24 protein-coding genes are annotated in these 22287 nt (G+C 27.5%); 20 read left to right on the top strand and 4 right to left on the bottom strand.

The window, feature by feature from the left end; genetic code table 11:
* The first annotated feature begins 240 nt into the window (after window positions 1–240).
* The 10 genes from psyc5s11_RS13390 to psyc5s11_RS13435 all read left to right on the top strand — a co-directional run bounded on the left by psyc5s11_RS13390 (window position 241) and on the right by psyc5s11_RS13435 (window position 10799).
* Window positions 241–1458: a BaiN/RdsA family NAD(P)/FAD-dependent oxidoreductase gene (locus psyc5s11_RS13390; protein ID WP_224038064.1), complete on the top strand. Its 1218-nt coding sequence runs from the start codon at window positions 241–243 to the stop codon at window positions 1456–1458.
* Between the two features lie 91 nt (window positions 1459–1549).
* On the top strand, window positions 1550–2203 hold the full coding sequence (gene cmk, locus psyc5s11_RS13395; RefSeq protein WP_224038065.1) for a (d)CMP kinase: 654 nt from the start codon (window positions 1550–1552) through the stop codon (window positions 2201–2203).
* Between the two features lie 48 nt (window positions 2204–2251).
* Window positions 2252–4156, top strand: coding sequence for a bifunctional 4-hydroxy-3-methylbut-2-enyl diphosphate reductase/30S ribosomal protein S1 (locus psyc5s11_RS13400; RefSeq protein WP_224038066.1), 1905 nt, complete (start codon window positions 2252–2254; stop codon window positions 4154–4156).
* A 91-nt stretch (window positions 4157–4247) separates the two neighbouring features.
* A complete protein-coding gene (locus psyc5s11_RS13405) occupies window positions 4248–4859 on the top strand; it encodes an NUDIX hydrolase (RefSeq protein ID WP_224038067.1) in 612 nt (203 codons plus the stop codon).
* A gap of 197 nt (window positions 4860–5056) precedes the next feature.
* Complete coding sequence (locus tag psyc5s11_RS13410) at window positions 5057–6406, top strand: MATE family efflux transporter (RefSeq protein ID WP_224038068.1); 1350 nt, start codon at window positions 5057–5059, stop codon at window positions 6404–6406.
* Window positions 6407–6616: 210 nt separating this feature from the next.
* Window positions 6617–7321: a response regulator transcription factor gene (locus psyc5s11_RS13415; RefSeq protein WP_224038069.1), complete on the top strand. Its 705-nt coding sequence runs from the start codon at window positions 6617–6619 to the stop codon at window positions 7319–7321.
* Window positions 7322–7415: 94 nt separating this feature from the next.
* On the top strand, window positions 7416–8333 hold the full coding sequence (locus psyc5s11_RS13420) for an ATP-binding cassette domain-containing protein (protein WP_224038070.1): 918 nt from the start codon (window positions 7416–7418) through the stop codon (window positions 8331–8333).
* Window positions 8333–9079, top strand: coding sequence for an ABC transporter permease (locus tag psyc5s11_RS13425; protein WP_224038071.1), 747 nt, complete (start codon window positions 8333–8335; stop codon window positions 9077–9079). The genes psyc5s11_RS13420 and psyc5s11_RS13425 overlap by 1 nt, the downstream gene beginning before the upstream one ends.
* Before the next feature lie 13 nt (window positions 9080–9092).
* A complete protein-coding gene (locus psyc5s11_RS13430) occupies window positions 9093–9830 on the top strand; it encodes an ABC transporter permease (protein ID WP_224038072.1) in 738 nt (245 codons plus the stop codon).
* 69 nt (window positions 9831–9899) lie between these two features.
* The gene (locus psyc5s11_RS13435; RefSeq protein WP_224038073.1) at window positions 9900–10799 is read left to right on the top strand and encodes a sensor histidine kinase; all 900 of its coding nucleotides are present in this window, start codon (window positions 9900–9902) and stop codon (window positions 10797–10799) included.
* A 147-nt stretch (window positions 10800–10946) separates the two neighbouring features.
* Here psyc5s11_RS13435 and psyc5s11_RS13440 read toward each other — a convergent pair whose 3' ends face one another.
* A complete protein-coding gene (locus psyc5s11_RS13440; RefSeq protein ID WP_224038074.1) occupies window positions 10947–12239 on the bottom strand; it encodes an NCS2 family permease in 1293 nt (430 codons plus the stop codon).
* 212 nt (window positions 12240–12451) lie between these two features.
* Here psyc5s11_RS13440 and psyc5s11_RS13445 point away from each other — a divergent pair, with 212 nt between their 5' ends.
* Window positions 12452–13777, top strand: coding sequence for an ATP-binding protein (locus tag psyc5s11_RS13445; RefSeq protein ID WP_224038075.1), 1326 nt, complete (start codon window positions 12452–12454; stop codon window positions 13775–13777).
* 98 nt (window positions 13778–13875) lie between these two features.
* On the opposite strand, the gene psyc5s11_RS13450 is transcribed toward psyc5s11_RS13445, so the two are convergent.
* Entirely contained in the window at window positions 13876–14391 is a 516-nt protein-coding gene (locus tag psyc5s11_RS13450; protein ID WP_224038076.1) for a ferritin, read from the bottom strand.
* Window positions 14392–14594: 203 nt separating this feature from the next.
* Here psyc5s11_RS13450 and psyc5s11_RS13455 point away from each other — a divergent pair, with 203 nt between their 5' ends.
* The 9 genes from psyc5s11_RS13455 to miaB all read left to right on the top strand — a co-directional run bounded on the left by psyc5s11_RS13455 (window position 14595) and on the right by miaB (window position 20258).
* Window positions 14595–14738 carry a hypothetical protein gene (locus psyc5s11_RS13455; RefSeq protein WP_224038077.1) on the top strand — a complete coding sequence of 48 codons (144 nt, stop codon included), beginning with the start codon at window positions 14595–14597 and terminating at the stop codon, window positions 14736–14738.
* Window positions 14739–14906: 168 nt separating this feature from the next.
* A complete protein-coding gene (locus psyc5s11_RS13460) occupies window positions 14907–15125 on the top strand; it encodes a hypothetical protein (RefSeq protein ID WP_224038078.1) in 219 nt (72 codons plus the stop codon).
* Between the two features lie 209 nt (window positions 15126–15334).
* Window positions 15335–15982 carry a pentapeptide repeat-containing protein gene (locus psyc5s11_RS13465; protein ID WP_224038079.1) on the top strand — a complete coding sequence of 216 codons (648 nt, stop codon included), beginning with the start codon at window positions 15335–15337 and terminating at the stop codon, window positions 15980–15982.
* Between the two features lie 106 nt (window positions 15983–16088).
* Window positions 16089–16238, top strand: coding sequence for a hypothetical protein (locus psyc5s11_RS13470; RefSeq protein WP_224038080.1), 150 nt, complete (start codon window positions 16089–16091; stop codon window positions 16236–16238).
* A gap of 247 nt (window positions 16239–16485) precedes the next feature.
* Complete coding sequence (locus tag psyc5s11_RS13475; protein WP_224038081.1) at window positions 16486–17043, top strand: hypothetical protein; 558 nt, start codon at window positions 16486–16488, stop codon at window positions 17041–17043.
* A 64-nt stretch (window positions 17044–17107) separates the two neighbouring features.
* The gene (locus psyc5s11_RS13480; protein WP_224038082.1) at window positions 17108–17338 is read left to right on the top strand and encodes a hypothetical protein; all 231 of its coding nucleotides are present in this window, start codon (window positions 17108–17110) and stop codon (window positions 17336–17338) included.
* A gap of 60 nt (window positions 17339–17398) precedes the next feature.
* Window positions 17399–17572, top strand: a complete 174-nt coding sequence (locus tag psyc5s11_RS13485; RefSeq protein WP_224038083.1) for a hypothetical protein — start codon at window positions 17399–17401, stop codon at window positions 17570–17572.
* A gap of 375 nt (window positions 17573–17947) precedes the next feature.
* Window positions 17948–18817, top strand: coding sequence for a GNAT family N-acetyltransferase (locus psyc5s11_RS13490; protein ID WP_449720076.1), 870 nt, complete (start codon window positions 17948–17950; stop codon window positions 18815–18817).
* A gap of 73 nt (window positions 18818–18890) precedes the next feature.
* Window positions 18891–20258: a tRNA (N6-isopentenyl adenosine(37)-C2)-methylthiotransferase MiaB gene (miaB, locus tag psyc5s11_RS13495; protein WP_224038085.1), complete on the top strand. Its 1368-nt coding sequence runs from the start codon at window positions 18891–18893 to the stop codon at window positions 20256–20258.
* 119 nt (window positions 20259–20377) lie between these two features.
* On the opposite strand, the gene psyc5s11_RS13500 is transcribed toward miaB, so the two are convergent.
* Both psyc5s11_RS13500 and ybaK read right to left on the bottom strand, forming a co-directional pair.
* Window positions 20378–21139 carry an AAA family ATPase gene (locus psyc5s11_RS13500; protein WP_224038086.1) on the bottom strand — a complete coding sequence of 254 codons (762 nt, stop codon included), beginning with the start codon at window positions 21137–21139 and terminating at the stop codon, window positions 20378–20380.
* A 110-nt stretch (window positions 21140–21249) separates the two neighbouring features.
* Window positions 21250–21729, bottom strand: coding sequence for a Cys-tRNA(Pro) deacylase (ybaK, locus tag psyc5s11_RS13505; RefSeq protein ID WP_224038087.1), 480 nt, complete (start codon window positions 21727–21729; stop codon window positions 21250–21252).
* Between the last annotated feature and the right edge of the window lie 558 nt (window positions 21730–22287).

The following is a 22287-nucleotide window of genomic DNA, read 5'->3' on the forward strand; positions in this document are numbered from 1 at the left end:
CAAGCTATTTTTATATCGAATATTTGTATGATATAATTTATTAAATACGCTACTTATTTATCCGATAGCTAGCATCCGTAACACTCCCACTTTCACAGTGGGAGATAACGGCTGCACGCTCCTGGACATTGTGCCCCTTGAGGGTATAAGTTCAACTAAGATTCAGATGGGGATGAAACCCCACCTGAATCTTAGTTGAACTTGATAAAGTAGATAACAGATTGGAGCTGATTTTAAAAATTGAGTAAAGTTATTGTTATAGGCGCAGGGCCAGCAGGTATGATGGCAGCTCTGCAAGCATCAAAAAAACATGAGGTAATATTATTAGATGGTAATGAAAGAATTGGTAAAAAGCTTTTTATTACTGGTAAGGGAAGATGTAATGTTACTAATGCAAAAGATATATCTGAGTTTTTTGAGTACATTCCAGGTAATCCACATTTTCTATATAGTTCATTATATAGTTTTACTAATGATGATACTATGAATTTCTTTGAAGGTGAAGGAATTAAGTTAAAGGTAGAACGAGGGGATAGAGTTTTCCCTGAATCTGATAAATCTTCGGATATTATAAAAGGTTTGTCTAATGCCTTAAGTAGAACTAAAGTAAAAATAAGATTAAATTCTAAAGTTACAAATATTAAATTTAAGGATAAAAAAATAACAGCACTTGAAATAAATAATGATGAAATTTTAAGCGGAGATCAGTTTATTATTGCAACTGGTGGAGCAACCTATCCACTTACAGGATCACGTGGAGAAGGCCAAAAATTTGCAAATATGCTAGGGCATAATATAATACCTTTAACTCCAGCACTTGTACCAATAGAAGTTGTAGATGCAAAGACAAAAGAACTTATGGGATTATCTCTAAAAAATGTAGAAGTTACAATTAAGGAAAACAATAAAACTATAGTTTATAAGGATTTTGGAGAAATGTTATTTACACATTTTGGTGTGTCAGGTCCACTTATATTAAGTGGGAGTAGGTTTGTAAAAAAAGGCAAAAATTATACATTACATATAGATTTAAAACCAGCCTTAAATTTAGGCGAATTAGATAAAAGGATTCAAAAAGATTTTAGTAAGTACTTAAATAAAGACTTTAAAAATTCTTTGGATGAATTATTACCACAAAAGTTAATTCCAATGATTATTGAGTATTCAGGAATTTCAGAAACTAAAAAGGTAAATGAAATAACAAAAGAAGAAAGAAAAAATTTAGTTAACTTAATTAAAAATTTACCATTTGATATTAAAGGCTTAAGACCAATAGATGAAGGTATTGTGACAAAAGGTGGAGTAGATATTAAAGAAATTGATCCGTCTACCATGAAGTCAAGAATAATAGATAATCTTTCTTTTGCTGGAGAGGTAATGGATGTAGATGCCTTTACAGGAGGCTATAATGTTCAAATTGCATTTTCAACAGGCTTTATAGCTGGAAGTAATATTTAATATTAATATTTTCTTGTTTGAATAAGTAAAAAATACTATAATCTTAAATAGAAGGCATAAATTTATAAGGCCAAGAAATGGGGAGAAAATTTTGAGGATTTCAGTAGCAATAGATGGACCTGCTGGGGCAGGTAAAAGTACCATAGCAAAATTAGTTGGAGAAAAATATAACCTTATGTATATAAATACAGGGGCAATGTATAGAGCAGTAGCACTTGAAGCTACGGAAAATAATTTATCACCAGAAAAAGTTGATGAAATTTGCAATTTAATAAGTAGTATGGAAATGCATTTTGAAGATGATGACTTAATTTTAAATGGTGAAAATATTCAAGAAAAAATAACAATGCCAAGAATAAGCAGTATTGTATCTGGTTATGCTAGTATTCCAGAAGTTAGATCTATACTTGTAAAACTTCAAAGAGATATGTCAAGTAAGTTTGATGTAATTATGGACGGTAGAGATATTGGAACTGTTGTTCTTAAAGATGCAAAATTCAAATTCTTCTTAACAGCTAGTCCAGAAGAAAGAGCAGAAAGAAGATTTAAGGAATTGCAAGAAAGAAATTTAGAATGTCTCTATGAGCAAATATTACAGGATATAATAGATAGAGATTATAAAGATACTCATAGAGCTTTTGACCCTCTAAAAAAGGCAGATGACGCCGTTGAAATTGATAGCACGAACTTAGATATTAATGGAGTAGTAAATACAATTTGTGAGTTTATAGAAAAATTAAAATAAGACATCGCGATCTGAGATATTTTAAATATGCAGCACAAGGAGATTATAATGAATGAAGTTATTTTAGCAAAGAATGCAGGTTTTTGTTTTGGAGTTTCACGAGCTGTAAATGAAGCTCTTAAAATTCAAAAAGAACATAATGCAAAAATTTATACTTTAGGTCCATTAATACATAATAATGATGTAGTTAAGTTTTTAGAAGAAAATAATATATTTTCTATAGAATTAGAAAATATAGATAAATTAAGCATGGGTGATGTAATTGTTATAAGATCTCATGGTGTTTCTGAAGCGGTTTTAGATATTCTTGAAAAAAAGAAATTAACAATTTTAAATGCTACATGTCCTTTTGTAACGAACATTCAAAAGAAGGTTAAGAAATATTCAAAAGAAGGATATCATATAGTAATATTAGGAGATTCAAATCACCCGGAGGTAATAGGAATTAATGGATGGTGTCAAGATAAAGCGCTTATTACTAAAGATGGTACTTTTGAAGAAGCAATACCCCAAAAGGTATGTGTAGTAGCTCAAACAACAGAAAAAATGAAGAATTGGGAAAACACTTTAAAAAACTTAAGTTCTGTAAAAGAGGTATTAGCTTTTAATACAATTTGTTCAGCTACTTATGCTAGACAAAAAAGTACAAATACAATATCTAAAGAAGCAGATGCTATGATAGTTGTTGGTGGAAAAAATAGTTCAAATACCACTAAATTGTATCAAATTGCAAAGGAAAATTGCAAAAATACAATTCATATAGAAAATGTTACAGAATTACCACTTGATTTTATTAAAAATAATGATATGAAAAAAATAGGAGTTACAGCTGGTGCATCTACACCAGATTGGATTATTAAGGAGGTACTTGATATTATGAATACAGAAAATAATAACTTTGACGATCAATTGTCACTAATGAATGAGCTAGATAAAAGGTTTGCTATTGGAGACGAAGTTCAAGGTGAAATACTTTCAAAAACTAGAGATTCTATTTTAGTTTCACTTGTAGGTTATAAATCTGATGGAGTTATTCCTTATACAGAACTATGTGCTAAAGAAGATCCAGTGACATTTTCAGAAAAACTAGGTGTTGGAGATTCTATTAATGCTAAGGTTATAAAATTGCAAAATAGTGATGGATATGTAGTTTTATCAAGATTGGAATATGAAGGAGAAGAAACTTTTAAAGAATTAGAATCTCTTTTCAAGGAAGAAAAGACCTTTGAAATAACTATTAAAGAAGCAAGTGAAAATGGATTAGTTGCATATTATAATGGTGTTAGAATTTTTGTACCAGCATCACAAATTGATACTAAATTCACTAAAGATAAAAGCGAATATGTAGGGAAAAATTTAGAAGTTAAATTAATAGATTTATCTTTAAAAAAGCCGGTGAAAATAGTAGCATCAAGAAGAATATTATTAGAAGATGTTAAAAATGCAGAAGATGCAAAAATATTTGAAAATTTTAACCTTGGAGATGTTGTTAAAGGCGAAATAAAGAGATTTACAAGCTTTGGTGCTTTTGTTGAAATTAATGGTATAGATGGATTATTACATGTATCACAAATTTCTTGGAATCATGTTAATAATGCAGGTGATGTATTAAAGATAAACCAAACTGTTGAAGTTAAAATTATAGGTCTTGATAAAGATGCTAAAAAACTTTCTTTAAGCATAAAAGAACTTATTGCTAAACCTTGGGAGAATGCTAGAGAAAAATATCCGGAAGATTCTATAGTTTTAGGTACAGTAGTAAGACTTAATGACTTTGGCGCTTTTATAGAATTAGAACCAGGAGTTGACGGACTAGTTCATATTTCAAAGATTTCACATAACAGAATAGAACATCCATCAGAAGTTTTAAAAGTTGGAGAAGAAATTAAAGCTAAAATTTTAAGTGTAGATGAAGAGAATAAAAGAATAAGCTTAAGCATAAAAGATATTTAATAAAAATCATCAAGACAAAGGGTACTCTTTTGTAATAAACAAAAAAGGAGTACCCTTTATTATAAATATATTGTAGGAGGAATGCAGACTTATGAAAAAAAATAAAGTCACTAATTTGAAACCTTTAGTAGAAACTGAGTTTTTAAGCTTATATGAGGCGGAATATGAAAATAAAGTTGGAAACAAAAGAACATGGACAGTAGCTTCTAGAAAAGATAATGATACTCTTCAAAAGCAATTCTTTGAAAATAAAGAAGATACAGCTGATGGGGTAATAATTGCAGCATATCATAAAGATGAAAAGAAGCTTGTTATAATAAAGCAATTTAGAATTCCGCTTAATGATTATGTGTATGAATTAACAGCAGGTCTTATAGATAAGGGTGAAGATGCAAAGAGTACAATCGGAAGAGAATTAATGGAAGAGACAGGTCTAAAGATAGTAGATGTAATTAAAAATAGAGGCACTGATAAAGTATATGTTTCAGCAGGTATGACAGATGAATCGCTAAGTTTTGTTTATTGCATTTGTGAAGGTGAAATAAGCGATGAACATCTTGAGGATGATGAATGTATTGAAGCAATGCTTATATCTCAAGAAGAAGCAAAAGAACTTATACAAAGCCGAGAAAAATTTGATATTAAATGCTTTTTACTTCTTCAAAGTTTTGCACTAGTTGGAGAAAAGTTATTTATTGAATAATATTAATAAAGTTATATGGCATATTCAAAAAATAGTAGATATGAATTTTTGCATGTTATTTTTTTGAATGTGCCTAATTTTTTATAGACTATGTAAATATATTTTAATTTACATTTTAGTATATCTCACAATAGAATAATTAATTTACTTAGAATATAATTATTTTGGTAAATAAAAACATGTAAGAGGTATTAAAAATGGATGAAAACAAAAGAATGAAGAAGAAATTACTTAGAATAACTTGGCCCATTTTTATTGAAAGTTTGTTATTGTCAACTCTTGGTGGGGTAGATACTTTAATGTTAAGTAGATATTCTGATAATGCTGTTGCAGCAGTTGGCGTTTCAAATCAAATAATAAATATAATTAATTTGATGTTTGTAATAATAACATCAGGAACTTCAATTTTAGTAGCTCAATATATAGGGGCTAATAGAGATGAAAAAAAGAATAATGACATTATACAACTTTGCGGTGTATCAATGGGATTTAATGCTTTGGTTGGTATATTATTAAGTTTTGTTTTAGCATGTTTTGGAATTGCATTTTTAAAATTGCTTAATACGTCTGGTGATATATTATACTTAGCTTATGATTATTTAAAATATGTTGGTGGTTTTATATTTATTCAAGCAATATCATCGACAATTAGTGCAATACTTAGACCTCATGGATATGTTAAGATTTGCATGTATGTCACATTGTTTGTAAATGTAATAAATGCAATTCTTAATTATATTCTTATATTCGGGAAATTTGGTGCGCCAGAACTTGGCATAACAGGCTCAGCACTTGGAACAACTATAAGTAAATTCATTGGTTTATGTATTTTATGTATAATTATCTATATAAAAATATTTAAAGGATATTCTATTAAGTTATTATACCCACTTCCAATTAAGCATCTCAAAAATGTCTTGTCAATAGGAGTTCCTTCTGCTGGCGAGAATTTGTCTTATAGTCTGGCTCAATTTGTACTTATGGGTTTTATGAACACCATAAGCGTAGAAACAGTTACAACAAGAAGTTATGTTATTAATATAGTTAGCTTTGCAGTTTTATTTTCAGCAGCCCTTGCACAAGGTAATGGAATAATAGTAGGACGTTTAGTTGGAGAGAAGAAAAATGATGCTACCTTAAATTTTGGATGGTATTCGATAAAAATTGCTATTTTATTATCTACAGGAATGGCTGGTTTGTTTGCAATACTCGGACATCCTTTAATGAGGATATTTACACAAAATCAAGCAATCATTAAATTAGGATCTATAGTTATTGCAATTGATGTAATACTGGAAGTTGGACGAGCTACGAATATAGTGGGAATTGGTGCACTTAAGGCAGTAGGAGATGTAAGATTTCCTGTATATATAGGAATATTTTCTATGTGGACTATAGCTGTAGGCGTTGGATATATATTATCAATAAAGCTTGGTCTTGGTTTAATTGGAATATGGATTGGTTTAACTTGCGATGAATGTTTTAGAGCAGTACTTGTAATATACAGATGGAAGAGTAGAAAATGGGAAGGTAAAGCGTATGTTTAAAGCTATGCTGCAATACGGAACATCTCAGCATATAAGAACATCTAATTACATCATAGATTTGTTATTTTCTTTCCTTTTCATAAAATTAATAATGCTATAAACATTAATATATGTTTATAGCATTATTAATTTTATGGCAAAACTTTCAAATTTATGTAATAATATAACCTGTAAAATATAAATAGGGATGAAGGGATAGGTGTACAAGTTGTGAAAGAAAACAGAAATATAAATATTTTAGTAGTAGAAGATGATGCAGATATAAATGGATTAATAAATAGAATTCTAATTAAAGCAGGATATAATGTAAAACAAGCTTTTTCAGGCACAGAAGCAAAAATGTGTTTAGATCTGCAAGATTTTCAGCTTATATTATTAGATTTAATGCTTCCAGGAATGACTGGTGAACAAATAATATCTGAAATAAGAATGAAAAAGAAAATGCCTATAATTGTTATTTCAGCTAAGACTACTCCAGAAGATAAAATAAATGTTTTAGAGCTTGGAGCGGATGATTTTGTAACAAAGCCTTTTGATGTAAATGAAGTAGTAGCAAGAGTTAATGCTCAATTAAGAAGATATACAGAGTTTTCAAATGCAAATAAAGAAGAGAACTTGGTATTAGCTTATAAAGAAATAACTATTGATAAAGAACAAATGCAAATGTGCGTAAAGGGTTCTCCGGTACAAGTTACTGTGAAGGAATTTACAATTATGGATTTACTTATGACTAATCCTAAAAAAGTATTTACTAAATCAAATCTGTTTGAACGTGTATGGAATGAAGAATTTTTTGGAGATGACAATACAATAAATGTCCATATAAGTAACTTGCGTTCAAAAATTAGTGCAATAGATAGTGAAAATGAGTATATAAAAACAGTTTGGGGAATTGGATTTAAGCTTGCTGAATGATTTAATACTTTCTTAATATTTTCTTTAATGTATCTTGGTGTTTGTATCGTAGAATAAAACCATAGAAAAAAGGAAATACGGAAGGATGATTTTAATGAATGACAATATACTTGTCACAAGAAATTTATGCAAAAAATTTGGAGAGAGTTATGCTGCAAAAAATTTAAATATAACTGTAAAAAAAGGTGATATATATGGTTTAGTTGGAAAGAATGGAGCTGGTAAAACTAGCTTAATACGAATGGCTTTATCTATGTCACATGCAACAAGTGGAGAAATTGAATTATTTGGAGCAACTAATGAAAAAGATAGAATAAAGGAACATGTTAAAATAGGTGCAATGATAGAAACTCCATCTTTTTATCCATATTTAAGTGCTAAGGAAAATCTAGAATATTACAGAATTCAAAGAGGAATAATTGGAAAAGAATGCGTTGATGAAGCATTAGAAATTGTAGGGTTATCTGATGTAGGAAAGAAAAAGTTTAAAGGTTTTTCATTAGGTATGAAACAAAGATTAGGTATTGCACTCGCAATAATGGGAAGTCCAGATTTTTTAATATTAGATGAACCTATTAATGGATTGGATCCAATGGGGATTAAAGAAGTTAGAGAGCTACTTATAAAATTAAACAAACTTAAAGGTACAACAATCTTAATTTCAAGTCATATTTTAGGAGAACTTTCACAACTTTCAACATGTTATGGATTTATAAATAATGGAGAGCTTATAGAAGAAATTTCAGTTGAACAATTAGAAAATAAGTGCAAACACTATTTATCTATAAAAGTTGATAATGCGGAAAAAGCAACAACAATTTTGGAGGAAAATTTGAAATGCAAAGATTATGAGGTATTAAATAACAATTCTATAAGAGTTTATGGATATTTAGAAGAACCAGAAGTTGTAAGTAAGTCGTTATTTAATGGAGGAGTTATGATTTCTTCACTAGAGAGAGTAGGAAGTAATTTAGAAGAATACTTCTTAAATCTAATAGGGGGAAATAAGTAATGACTAATTTAATTAAAGCAGAAATTTATAAATATTCAAAAAGGCCATTTACTTATATAGCAACACTACTTCTTTGTATTGGAACATTTTTAGTAACTGCATTAGTTGCAGGGAAATTTTCAGGAATAGCGTTTTATACACGAGAAAAGTTCTTATCATTAACATTTACTTATTTTCCACTAATATTAATTTTGATGATGGTCTTTTGTCCAGTAATTTCAGAAGAGTATAAAGAAGGTACTTTTAAAAATTTATGTGCTTCTAATATTTCCAAAAGTAAGATATTTTTTAGTAGATTTATAGTCCAAATAATTTTAGCAGTCGTAATTGCGACTATGTGCATGATAGTGTTTTTATTATCAGTAAATATGATAATAACTGGGGATAGCTATAGTAGTGAAATGCTTAAAGGATTTACATTTAGATTTATAGCATCAACTCCTATATTCTTAGGTGGAATAACTATAGTAAATTTATTAGTTATTCTTATAAAAAAGGAAGCAATAGTATGTGTTATATATTATATTATTATGCAAATAAGAATATTAACGTTCATTCTTGAGAAGCTTTTGTGGAATAAGTTTGGGGTGATTCGTGAATTTCTTTTATCTACACAATTAGAGATTGTTGGAGATATGAATTCTACAACACCAGAAATAATAAAGGCAGTGTTAATTGGATTAGTTTATACAGTAGTTTTAACTATAATTACAGCTATAATATTCAATAAACAGGATATAAAGTAAGGGGTGAAAGTTAATGTTAAATATAATTAAAGCAGAAATTTACAAATATATACACAGACCATATTTTTATATTATTACTTTTATAGTATCATCAATTATTTTATTAACTGAAGTAGTCTTTTCATCAAATATGACAAATCGAGTTTTTGTCATATCAGAAGTATGTCCAGCAGGAATAGGTTTTGCGCTTTTGCTAATAGTATTATTTTCATTAGTATTTTTTGAAGAATATAAATATAATTCTCTTAAAAATCTGATTACATCTAATGTATCTAGAGAAAAGATATATTTAGGAAAAGTAATAGTGCAAATATTAATTATAATACTTATGGGAATAATAATTATTGGAGTGTTTTTATGTGGACTTTTATTATTAAATCCTGGAGATGGATACAATAATGATATGTTAATAAGATTACTTATAAAAATAGTAGCTCTTTTACCAGTTTTATTAGCTGGACTTGCATTATCTAATTTATTAGTAATAGGAATAAAAAAAGAGGGTATAGCAATAGTTAGCTATATTACGATTTTGTTAATACTAACAGATATAATAAAACTATTAAGCAGAAGTGTTTGGAGCAAATTAATTATAGTAAATGATTATTTATTTTATAATCAAACTTCAATAATGAGTAATTTATCAGCTGGAAATAACGAAATAATCCATGTATTATTAGTAGGTATTGTTAGTTTTATTATATTCACTACACTAGGAGGATTATTATTTAAAAGAACTGAAGTTAAATAGCAAGTTTTTTAATTTACATTAAATAAATATAAGTTAGACTATATACCTATATACTGGGGGTGATAAAATATGCAAAATCTGATTACCATAATACTATCAATTCTATTATGTATTAATTTCACTCTCTTAATTTTAAGAAGAAATGAAATTAAACTAATAACTAAGAAATTAAAAATTATAAATAATAATGATACTAATGAACTTCTTAGAATATCATATCCAAATAGTAATATAGAAGATTTGCTTTTGGAAATTAATTATACATTGAAGCTAAACAAAGAAATTCAGTGTAAGTCTAAAGAGATGGATTTAGAACTTCGGCAAGCAATAGCTAATATTTCTCATGATTTAAGAACTCCATTAACTTCTATAATGGGGTATATTCAATTATTAAATGATAAAAGTATATCAAAAGATGAGCATGCTGAGTATCTTTTAATTATAGAAAAGAGATCAAGCGCGCTAAAAGATTTAATTTCAAGTTTTTATGATTTATCTAGATTACAAGCAAATGAATATACTATAGATATAGAAAAAATCAATTTACAGTCGATACTATGTGAGCTTATAGCAACATATTATGAAGATTTTAATAACAAAAACCTTGAACCTGAAATCAATATAGATGAAAATGCACCATTAATATATGGTGACAAAAATGCAGTAATTAGAATATTTACAAATTTAATTCAAAATATATTAAAACATGCTGAGGGAAATCTTGAAATAAGTTTGAAGCTAGAAGGAAAGTATATCATTACTGAATTTTCAAATAAAGCAGTTGAATTGTCTGAAGAGGATGCAAAAAAAGTATTTGAAAGATTCTTCACAGCAGATAGAATGAGAAGTGGACAAAATACTGGATTAGGTCTAGCTATTACTAAAATATTAGTAGAAAAACAAGGTCATGAAATAGAAGCGGTGAAAAGGAACGATAACTTGATTATTAGAATTAAGTGGAAAATATAAAATAACATATCCTATTATATGGGGGTATTATAAAGAGCTGTCTTCACATTAAGACAGCTCTTTATTGTTGCTTTCTATTTAAGGAATATGAAAGTATGAAAACGAATTAAATATTAACATACTAGCTTATTATTTTTTCGAATATTCCTAATGCATAAGTGAATTTGCCACAAAATATAGTAAGAAAACAAATGATGTAGCATATCTTAAAACTGACACTTCATGACTTTTTTTACAACATAATTTACAAATTGGATAAAGTATAAAGCCTAAAGCTATTCCGTTGATTATGCTGTATGTGAGTGGCATTACAACTATTGTTATAAAGCATGGAAATAGTTCGCTAAGGTCATCATAATCCAAGTTTCTTAAATTAGAAGCCATTAAACAGCCAACTATAATAAGAATTGGAGCTAAAGCTGCATTTGGAATAATAGAAATTAGTGGAATAAAAAATAGTGAGACTAAAAATAGCAGTCCTGTTATTGCAGCTGTAAAACCAGTTTTACCTCCAGCTGCTAATCCTGCAGCGCCTTCAACAGTAGACACAGATGGACTTGTACCACAAAGAGCACATCCAATTGTGGAGAATGAAACTGCAATTAATGCCTTTGATGTCTTATCAGGTCTATTTAGTATTCCAGAAACTTGACTATGAAGTATTCCAATGTTTTCAAATAGTAGTACTAAAGTTAATGAAAATATTCCTATCCAGAATTTAATATTTCCTAAGGCACTAAAATCTAAATTGAAAAATATATCTTTATAATCATTAAAATTTGGCATAGTGTATTTTATGTTTCTAATATCTACTATACCAAACCCTATACAAATGATAGTACCTACTATTATGGAAATTAGAAAATTACCTGGAACATTTTTTAAAAATAGTACTAAGGTGAAAATCATGATAACAATAAATGCCAAAACTTCTGGACTTGTAATATCCCCAAGCTTAAGCAAAGTTGAAGTATCAGCTACTACAATTTTAGCCTTTTGAAGGCCAATAAAAGTTATAAATAGCCCAATCCCAATTGTTATAGCTTCTTTTAAATTATGAGGTATAGCTTCAATAAGAGATTTTGATAATGGAGTTAATGCAATTATTACAAATATTACTCCAGAAATAAAAACTGCGGCCAAAGCCTGATGATAATTAAGCCCTAAAGTTTGAATTATGGTATATGTGAATAACGCATTAATTCCCATACCAGGCATAATTATTAGTGGGGTGTTGCTTATGATAGCAACCAATAGACATCCTACAGCAGACGATAATACGGTAGCAATAATTAATGGTTCCACTGGAATACCACCATCACTTAATATATTAGCATTGACAATTATAATGTAAACTGCCGCAAAAAATGATGTTAGTGCTGCTAATATTTCCCCCTTAACTGTAACATTGTGTTCTTTTAACTTAAAAAATTTTTTCATCCTTTCAATTCAACCTAACTTTCATAACTCCCTCACCCACCCACGCCAAAAGCGCAATTATAATTATAACATCATCAATATGTATGTCAACTTATATTAATTTAAACTTAAGATAAATACTAAATGATAATTAAATCAAGAAAAATAATAGTAAAAAGTCAATAAAAGTAGTAAAATATTATTAAATGTAATATTTATAGGGGGCAACATATATGTATACAGAATCTGAACAAATAAAAAAAGCAAATGTACTGATAAATTCATTATGCATCTTTACAAATGTAAAAGAGAATAATGTATTAAAGAAGTATAAAATATTATTGAAATATTTAAATAAAAAAGAAATTTCTATAGAAAAAGGAATCACTCTTTATAATGATTTTGTTTATGAGATTTTAAATAAGGCTGATGGGACTTCTTTCAAAAAATACATAATTGATATGATTTTCTTAGATAATAATTCTTTTACAAGTATGATAGACAATGAAAATTTAAGCAATGAGCATATTATAAAACAAGTAAAGTTTGAACTTAAAGCTCTTGAATACATATCAAGTATAACATCTGAAGAACTTAAAGAAACTATAATACATAAAGGTAAGGCAAAGAATTTTGAAATAGAGGTAATAAATGCCCTTATAGACTTTGAAGTTGATTCTGACGACAATTATGATTCATATAAAGCTATGGATAAATTGAAATTAAACATTTTAAATTGTGATAATTGGGGAGATTCCTTAGAAAATATTATAGAGTTCTATAAACAATACGGTACTGGAATATTTGGAGAATATAAAGCATTTGTTTGGGAACATGAAGATGATAAAACATATCTAAGAGGTGTAGATGCACCGGATCCAGTTACATTAAAGGACTTGGTTGGATATGAACATCAAAAGGAAACAATTATTGATAATACAAAGCAATTCTTAAGTGGACATCCGGCTAATAATCTTTTATTATATGGTTCAAGAGGAACAGGTAAATCTTCGACTGTTAAAGCTATAATAAATGAATATTATACTGAAGGGTTAAGACTTATTGAAGTTGATAAGGATAAACTTGTAGATTTTACAAAGATAATTAGAATTCTTAAAAATAAGAATTTAAAATTTATAGTATTTGTTGATGATTTAGTTTTTGAAGAGGGAGAAGCTAGTTATTCTGCCTTAAAGACAATATTAGAAGGTGGAGTCGAAAGTAATTCAAGCAATATGCTAATTTATGCAACAACAAATAGAAGACATTTAGTTAAGGAAACCTTTAGCGAAAGAGCTGGGGATGATGTACATGCTAGTGATGCTATAGAAGAAAAGTTATCTTTATCAGATAGATTTGGAATAACTGTATCTTTCTACTCACCAGATCAAAAAGAATATTTAAATATAATTGATGGAATAGTAGAAGCACGCAAACTTGAAGTTGATACAGAATATCTTCATGCAGAAGCTTTAAAGTGGGTAAGATGGCATAATGCACGTTCGCCAAGAACAGCAAAGCAATTTATAAACTGGCTTGAAGGAGATTTGAAAAAATAAAACAATGTAGCAAAGAAATAGAAGGGAAGAAATTTCCCTTCTATTTCTTTATTTTACATAAGTTACTGTATCAAAATTGAAATTTTATTATTGTATTTTTAAGCATTAGTTGTTGTAGGTGCTACATATACTCTTGCACCAAGTTCGTCATCTAACATATATAAAGCGGCTGGATTATTTTCAGCTCTTTTAATTTTCTTTAAAATAGTATTAAATGTATTTTCTTCTTCGACTTGCTCGTTAATAAACCAATTAAGCAAACTAATAGTTGCATGCTCTTTTTCCTCAGTTGCTATATCAGCAATTCTGTATAATCTACTTGTAACTAGTTGTTCATGCTCATACCCTGTTTCAAAAACATCTGAGATATTTTCAAAGTTACTATTTGGTTTTTCAATTTGTTCTAATACTACAACACCATTTTTTTGAAATATGTAGTCATAAAATTTCATTGCATGGAATAGTTCTTCTTGGCATTGAACTTTAAAAAAGTTGGCAAATCCACTTAAATCAAGTGATTCACAATAGGCTGCCATAGATAAATATGCATATGACGAGTATATTTCAAAATTAACTTGAGCATTAAGATGATTAAGTAATTTTTCGCTTAACATGTTGACATCTCCTTTATAATAAAAAATTAAGGTATAGGTAAGAATTTTTGTTTTTTTATTAATAACTAATATTATTTAATATTAGTTTACATCTTTTTGCGTAATTTATCAAATTATATTTAAAAATAATACACATAACTTTTAATAAAATTCAAATAATATAAGGTGAAACATTCAGATAAGTTAGAAGGGAGATGATTTAAATGTCAAAAAATAAAAAGGAAGAAACTATTCTAGAAACTGGTAGCATGTCACAATCAAAAGTTAAGGCTTTTGTTGAAAAAGAAGATATTGAAAATAAAGTTGTGTCTAGAGGTCGAGATATGACAATTAATCAAAAGCGCTAAAATTAAAAATAAGAATATCAAAAATAGTAAGTACTTAACGTATAATGTATTAACTAATTTTTGATATTCTTATTTTATTTTTGAATAGAGTTTAATTGAGTATTATATGGTAAATGGGATATTTAAGAAGATAACAAATGGGACAAGTCAGTAAAATACTTATCTTATATGAAGATATATGATATACTTTTAAATATTAGTAAGATTAACTTGAAAGAAGAGGATGGAAAAAATGCTCTTAGTAATGATATGAAAGAAACAAAGGAAGAGCTAAAAGAAATTTTTATATCTGCTGAAATGAAATTTACAGATAAGCAAGTAGAAGATGTCTGTAATGCATTATTAGAATCTTATGGTAAAATTACTGTTAAATATTTAGATTTATAATAATGTTAGAAACTAAGTATTTGCCGTATTTAATATATAATAATTAGTAAATACATAAAGATAACTCCGGAAAGTATATAATTATTGATAAATGTGATAAAATGTAGAAATAACATTAAACTAAAATGAAATGAGATAATAAAAGTTGTTTCAATAGAAGTTTTAGAAAATTCAAAAATTGATATTAAAGAATAGAGAGGGTAATAATTATGGCTATAAATAGAAGCGCACCAGAAAATTTTTATTATGATAATGCAGAAAAAACTAATAAAAATTTTATTTATAAAAACCTTAATAGAAGTAAATGTTACAACTGCAATTTTTCAAATTCAAATTTTGATTTTGCAAGTTTAAGAGGGGCTCATTTTAAAAAATGTAATTTTTTTAGATGTAGCTTTAAAGGGGCAGAATTAATAGGTTCAAATTTAAAAGGTTGTAAATTCAAAGAAGCTAAATTAGAAGACACGGTATTTGAAGGAGCAAACTTAGATGCTGTAGATTTTGTTGATGCAAAATTTAAAAATACAATCTTTGTAGGTTGTGATGTAACTAAAGCTAAAAATTTAAACCTTAATGATAAAGGCATAAGAGTTTTTGATACAATGCCTGAATTTGAAATTAGTGAGAAACTAGAAAAAGTAGTATTAAATGCAATGGAAAATCAATTTATTAAAAAATCAAGAGTTTTTGACACTAAGGATGGAACTATAAATACATTATCTTTATTGATTTTAAGTGAAAAATTCGATGAAACAACTTTAATAGAGGGACTTCATTATGTCAAACATGAAGTTGATAGAGAATTTCATACATTAAGTTATATTATTAGACTTATACAAAATAAGCCTGTATTATAAATCAACTCCATACTATGTTAAAACAGCTTCGGCTGTAAAAATAATATAGCTAACTGCATAAGTATATAAAAATTTAAGTCTATTTAGCATAAAGGAGAAGTATAAAATGAGTGATGATTCTAAAGAAAAGAAAATAACTCTTACAGAAGAACAAGCTTCTAGAGCTGCTGAAACTTTAATAAATGCATGGCTTAGAGGTGACGATAATACTAATTACTTAAAAAAAGACAATGAGAAAAATAAAAATTCGAAATAATATAAATTAAAAATGTAGAGTTCATTATTAATAGTTATAGTGCAACTCTATCTGAAAATATTTACATATAATGGAAATAGAGCTACTAAAACTGACTATTTTATGTTGGTTTTTTGTAGCTTTATTTTTTTATATTAAAAAGTAATTTGCAATATTTGTGGAGAGAGTGAATATTTTATATTGATAAAAGAAAACTAAATTAAATGTGATTAAATTTTTGAATTTAAGTTTTGGAGGAAATATTGAAATGGAAATTAATAAAATCACACAATTAAGTAGCAAACATCTTAATGAAAATAATAATAACAAAAAATCAAATGATAAAAAAATATATACATCCTATGTGTGCAGCAGAAGAGTGATTCCTCAAAATTGCAAAATATATACTTCTGAGATTATTATAAAATACAGGAATTCTTTTAAAACATTACTTAAACTTACTAATGATAAAACTAAAACGAAATTTTTAATGTATAATAAAGTTTGGAAATGGTACGAAAATGAAGAAAGTATTAATTTAAGTATGGAAAAGATTTTTATAAATACTAAACTTGGTTCATATTCAAGTGGTGGATGTGGAATCGGTGCTTCACTTTTTGCAGGACTCACAGCAAGTGGAGTTTTTTCATATATGGATATCTATGTAAAAAGACTTGGACCATTATTTTTTGCATTATATGCTATATTGGTTTTAAGTTTTGGAGTGAAAATTCTTTCTAATGAAGATAACAAAGTTGAAATGTATAATATGTTTTTGGAAGTAATAAATAACCTAGAAAATCATAATATTGATAAACGAGGATAATTAAAATACGGATAAAAATTTACGTTAGTGCACAATCTATACTTGTAGAAAGGAAGTGTTTGTTATGAATAATGAATCTAAAAAAAATAGTATATTGGAAAATTCCTCACAGATAACTTCACAAGAAAATAAAAAAGGTAAAGATTTAAGTACTTCTTTTGTTGACAATAATGAAAGAAAAAATGAAGGTAATAACGATTGGACTTCTGTACCAAGAACTTATGACAAAGAAGAATCTTGTCATAAACATGAAAAAACTGCTACTAATAATCAATGGTGTTCTACTAATAAATAGAAGATTTACTATAATATAATACTGCTATGCACTATATTAAGTGAAGAAGGAGTGGTTATTATGAGTAAAAAACATACGAATTATTCTGATGAAAATAATATGACTGATGGTTATTATAATTACAAAGGTGGATATATTTCATATGATCCATCACAATTAACGGAACATTATACCGTTAAAGGATTTGAAGGGGAAATTAAAAACACGCAAATAACAAAAAGCAAATGGAATTAAATGAATAAAAGTATAAAAAAAGTATATATTATTATTAGGATCTGAAATATCTTATGTTTCCTTCGTAAAGATAAAATAATAAATTATCTAAATGAAGGAAACGTTTTTTAAAATATGCTCTCTGAGATTTTATATCTTTATTATTAAAAGTTGACTATATTATTTAGAACAATTATAATTTATCCGATAGCTAGCATTCGTAACATTCCTATTTTTTAACTAGAAGTGTTACGAATGCTAACTACTGGAATGGTTACCCCTTTTGGGGGGATAAGTTCTTCTAAGCTTTAGGTGAAGAAAATTACAGTCTATTAAGGAAGCGCCACCTAAAGCTAAAAATCATTTTATTTATTAATGGGGAAACGGGGAATTTCTATGGTTTTTATGAAAAAATTATCAATATTTAATATTAATTATTTTAAAAAATTATACAATAAAAGTGAAAATGCCTATATTTGTGATAAAAGTTTTTTTGAAATTTATAATGAGGAACCTTTTTTTATAAAATATATTATACGAAAACAAATTAAATTATTTAAAGTAAAAAATGAATATGTTGGATACATTTGGTATGAATATCCTTCAGATGAAGGCTTTAGCAATATATATGCAATATACTTAAAGGATGAGTACATTGAATTGCTTAATTCGCAGATATTATCTCTTTCGAAGGTTAATACATTTAGATTTGATATGTTGGCTAATTCGAAAGCTACAGCTATCATGAAAAAGTTAAATTTTAATGTGAATTCTAAAAATATATTAATGAAAATGCATACAACTACGTATAATAAAAATCTTGATGAAAATAAAATAATATTTAAGCATTTTAAAGAAGGACAAGATGAAGAGCTAAGGTGTGAAATTCAAAATTCAGTGTTTCATGAAAAAAATAGAATCCCACTAAGTGCGGGAGATATTAAAATAGAAGAAGATGAAGAATATTATTTAAAAGATTTTGGTGTTTTTATCTGCACAGAAAATGGACAGGCCATTGGCTATGGCCAAATTATCTGTAATAATGGACTTTATACAATAGTTAATCTTGGAATAGTTGATGAATATAGAAAGCACGGATATGGAGAAATGTTAGTTAAATACTTGATTGAACTTTGTTATAGACAGTCTATACAGAATATTTATATAAGAGTTGATAAGAGCAATGATAAAGCATTATCTTTATATAATAAGATTGGATTTAAAGAATATGAATCTTTTATCACTTGGTATAAAAATATAGAATAGTTATAGTCTTTTATTTATAAGTATTATTTGTTATAATACTATGGGAATTGTATTATAAAACGGAGGAAAAATAATGAATTTTGATATAGAGAAATTAGATAATGAACAGGCTACTAATAAAAATAAACTATTTTGTATTTCTACATTTGGTTGTCAAATGAATGAAGAAGATTCTGAAAAACTTTCAGGAATGCTTAAAAGAATAGGGTATGAAAGAACTGAAAATAAGGAAGAAGCATCTATAATAATATTTAATACTTGTTGTGTTAGAGAAAATGCAGAAAACAAGGTTTACGGTAATCTTGGAAGGTTAAAAAAGCAAAAAGAGAAAAATCCAGATTTAATAATAGCAATATGTGGTTGTATGATGCAACAAAAAGGGAAGGCTGATGAAATGCTAAAAAGATTCCCTTATGTTGATATAATATTTGGTACACATAATTCATACAAGTTTCCAGAATATCTAAACAGAGTTAAAACAGAAGGCGTTCAAGTTAAGGAAATTGTAGATAAGGAAACTGAGATTGTAGAAGGGCTTCCAATAGATAGAAAAAGTGATACAAAAGCTTTTGTAACTATAATGTATGGATGCAATAACTTTTGTACATACTGTATCGTACCTTATGTTAGAGGCAGAGAAAGAAGTAGAAAACCCAAAGACATAGAAAATGAAATAAAGGAATTAGTAGCTAAAGGATATAAAGAAGTAACTCTTTTAGGCCAAAATGTTAATTCTTATGGAAAGGGATTAGAAGAAAGCATAACTTTTGCAGATCTACTCCGAAGAATAAATGAGATAAAAGGCCTTGAAAGAATCAGATTTATGACTTCTCATCCTAAAGACTTAACTTTAGATGTAGTCTATGCTATAAGAGATTGTGATAAGGTATGTGAGCAAATTCACTTACCAGTGCAAAGTGGTTCAAATAGAATTCTAAAAGAAATGAATAGACATTATACTAAGGAACAATATTTAGAATTAGCTAAGAAAATAAGAAGTGAAATTCCTGATGTAACATTTACTACAGATTTAATTGTGGGATTCCCTGGAGAAACTGAAGAAGATGTTAATGAAACAATAGAATTAATTAAAGAAGTTAGATTCGATGCAGCCTTTACTTATTTATATTCAAGAAGAAATTATACACCGGCAGATAAAATGGAAAATCAAATTCCAGATGACGTTAAACATGAAAGATTTAATAAATTAGTAAAGATTTCAAATGATGTCATAGCTCAAGGTAATAAAGAAGCTGAAGGAAAAATATATGAAGTTTTAGTTGAAGGCACTAGCAAAAATGACGAGTCAAGATTAACAGGTAGAACTAGAAATGCAAGACTTGTAAATTTTGAAGGCTCAAAAGAGCTAATAGGTCAATTAGTTAACGTAAAAATAGTTAAGGCAAATTCATTTTCTCTAATCGGAGAAGTAATTAAATAAAATTTAATATTGAAATCAAAAAATGAATCTATACATTTAATGTTTATAGATTCATTTGTCTTTGTATATAATAAATTTTAAATATTTTTCTAGCATGTTTTTTTGTTCAATATTAATGTTTAATCCTCAGCATCTTCTTCTATAAGCATATCAATTATTCTTTTAGGATTATCAAAAAATGCCCTCATGGTTTGATAATGTTCAGTTTCATCATAATCAACCTCATTTATACTTGAACCTGTTATTTCGTATATAGCAGCATCTGGATATGCCATTATAATAGGAGAGTGGGTAGCAATTATAAATTGACAATTAGATTCAACCAATTGATGAATCCTTCTAATCATTGCCATCTGTCTTGATGGAGAAAGTGCAGCTTCGGGTTCATCAAGTATATAAAGGCTATAACCAGAAAATCTATTCACAAAAATTGAAAAGAAAGATTCTCCGTGGGATTGAGCATGAAGAGATTTCCCACCATACATATTCAAAAAAGAAGACCCGCCGGATCTAGCTAAAACATCTATATTGCTTGCTACATTATAAAAACTTTCAGCTCTGAAGAAAAATCCATCCTTCGGTAATCTAACCCCTTTGATCAATTTTATATGTTCATCTAGTTCGGAATGAGTATCATTTGATGAAAAATTAAAATTTTTAGTACCGCCTTCAGGATTAAAACCGTAAGCTATTGCAATAGCTTCTAAAATAGTCGATTTTCCAGCTCCGTTTTCGCCTACGATAAATGTTACTCTTGGATGGAATTCTAAAGTGGATAGATTGCAAATTGCAGGTAGGTTAAATGGATACTCATCAAAAGAGGGGATACTATCTCTATTGATTTTTAAACTTCTTATGTATTGAGTGGTTTGGGATAGCATAAATGAGTTGCCTCCTAAAAACAAATTATAATAACTTTTTATAAGAAAATATATTAAAATACACTTGCAACGTTTATTCTTGATAGTTCAATAATTAAATTTAGAAGATGTTATTTAATTATATCGTCAAATGAGCATTTTATAACTTTTTCAAGATCATTTGGGTTCATTTCAATTTGAGCTCCTATTTTCCCTCCACTAAATACTATAGTATCAAATAGTAAAGCTTCTTCTTGAATAAAAGTCTTAAAAACTTTTTTCATTCCAAGTGGGGAACAGCCACCTCTGATATAACCAGTAATATTATTTATATCTTTAACATGGATCATTTCGATACTTTTTTCACTAGCTATTTTGCTAGCTTTTTTCATGTCTAATTCTTCAGCTACTGGAATTACAAAAACATAAGATTCCTTAGAATGTCCTTGGGTAACTAATGTCTTAAAAACAGAGTCAACATCTTTTCCTATTTTATGTGCAACGGCAACCCCGTCAATTTTATTATCTTTATTTTCATAAGTATGAGTTATATATTCAATTTTGTTACTATCTAAAATTCTCATAGCATTTGTTTTGCCTTCTTTTGCCATAACTTTTAATTTTCCTCCTTGGATAATGTATTTCTAGTATATTATAGCATAAAATAAAACTTCTTTAATTATTATAAATATAAAGATTTTCTTTTATTTTCTGTTTATATATGAAATTTTAAATGTGAATTTGAAAAAATATCAAATGTAGTTATCTCATGTTTTATTTATGTTCGAATTCAAAAAAACGTCAGAATTGAATTGATGAAATATAAAACAAAATGAAATAGTTTTTGAATTTCAAAATTCTTAGAATCCAAATCCTCATATAAGAATATTGTATTGAATTACATATGATAATGAAGAAATAATTAGATAAGGAGTTACAAGTAGATATTAAATAAAAGAACTGCAAAAACTTATAAAATTAAAATTACAAAAGATATTCTAAAAACAGTTATTAATAATTGCGTTAAATATACATTTAACGCAATTATTGCATTGTTTTTCAAAGTCTGATATAATATACTTAAAGTTAGTGTACAAGCCACTTTCGAGAATAATAAATTGTTTTTAGGATTTTCAGCTAAAATTTAAATAAGTGAAAAAGGTGAAAAA

This window comes from Clostridium gelidum, from assembly GCF_019977655.1.
Taxonomy (GTDB): domain Bacteria; phylum Bacillota; class Clostridia; order Clostridiales; family Clostridiaceae; genus Clostridium; species Clostridium gelidum.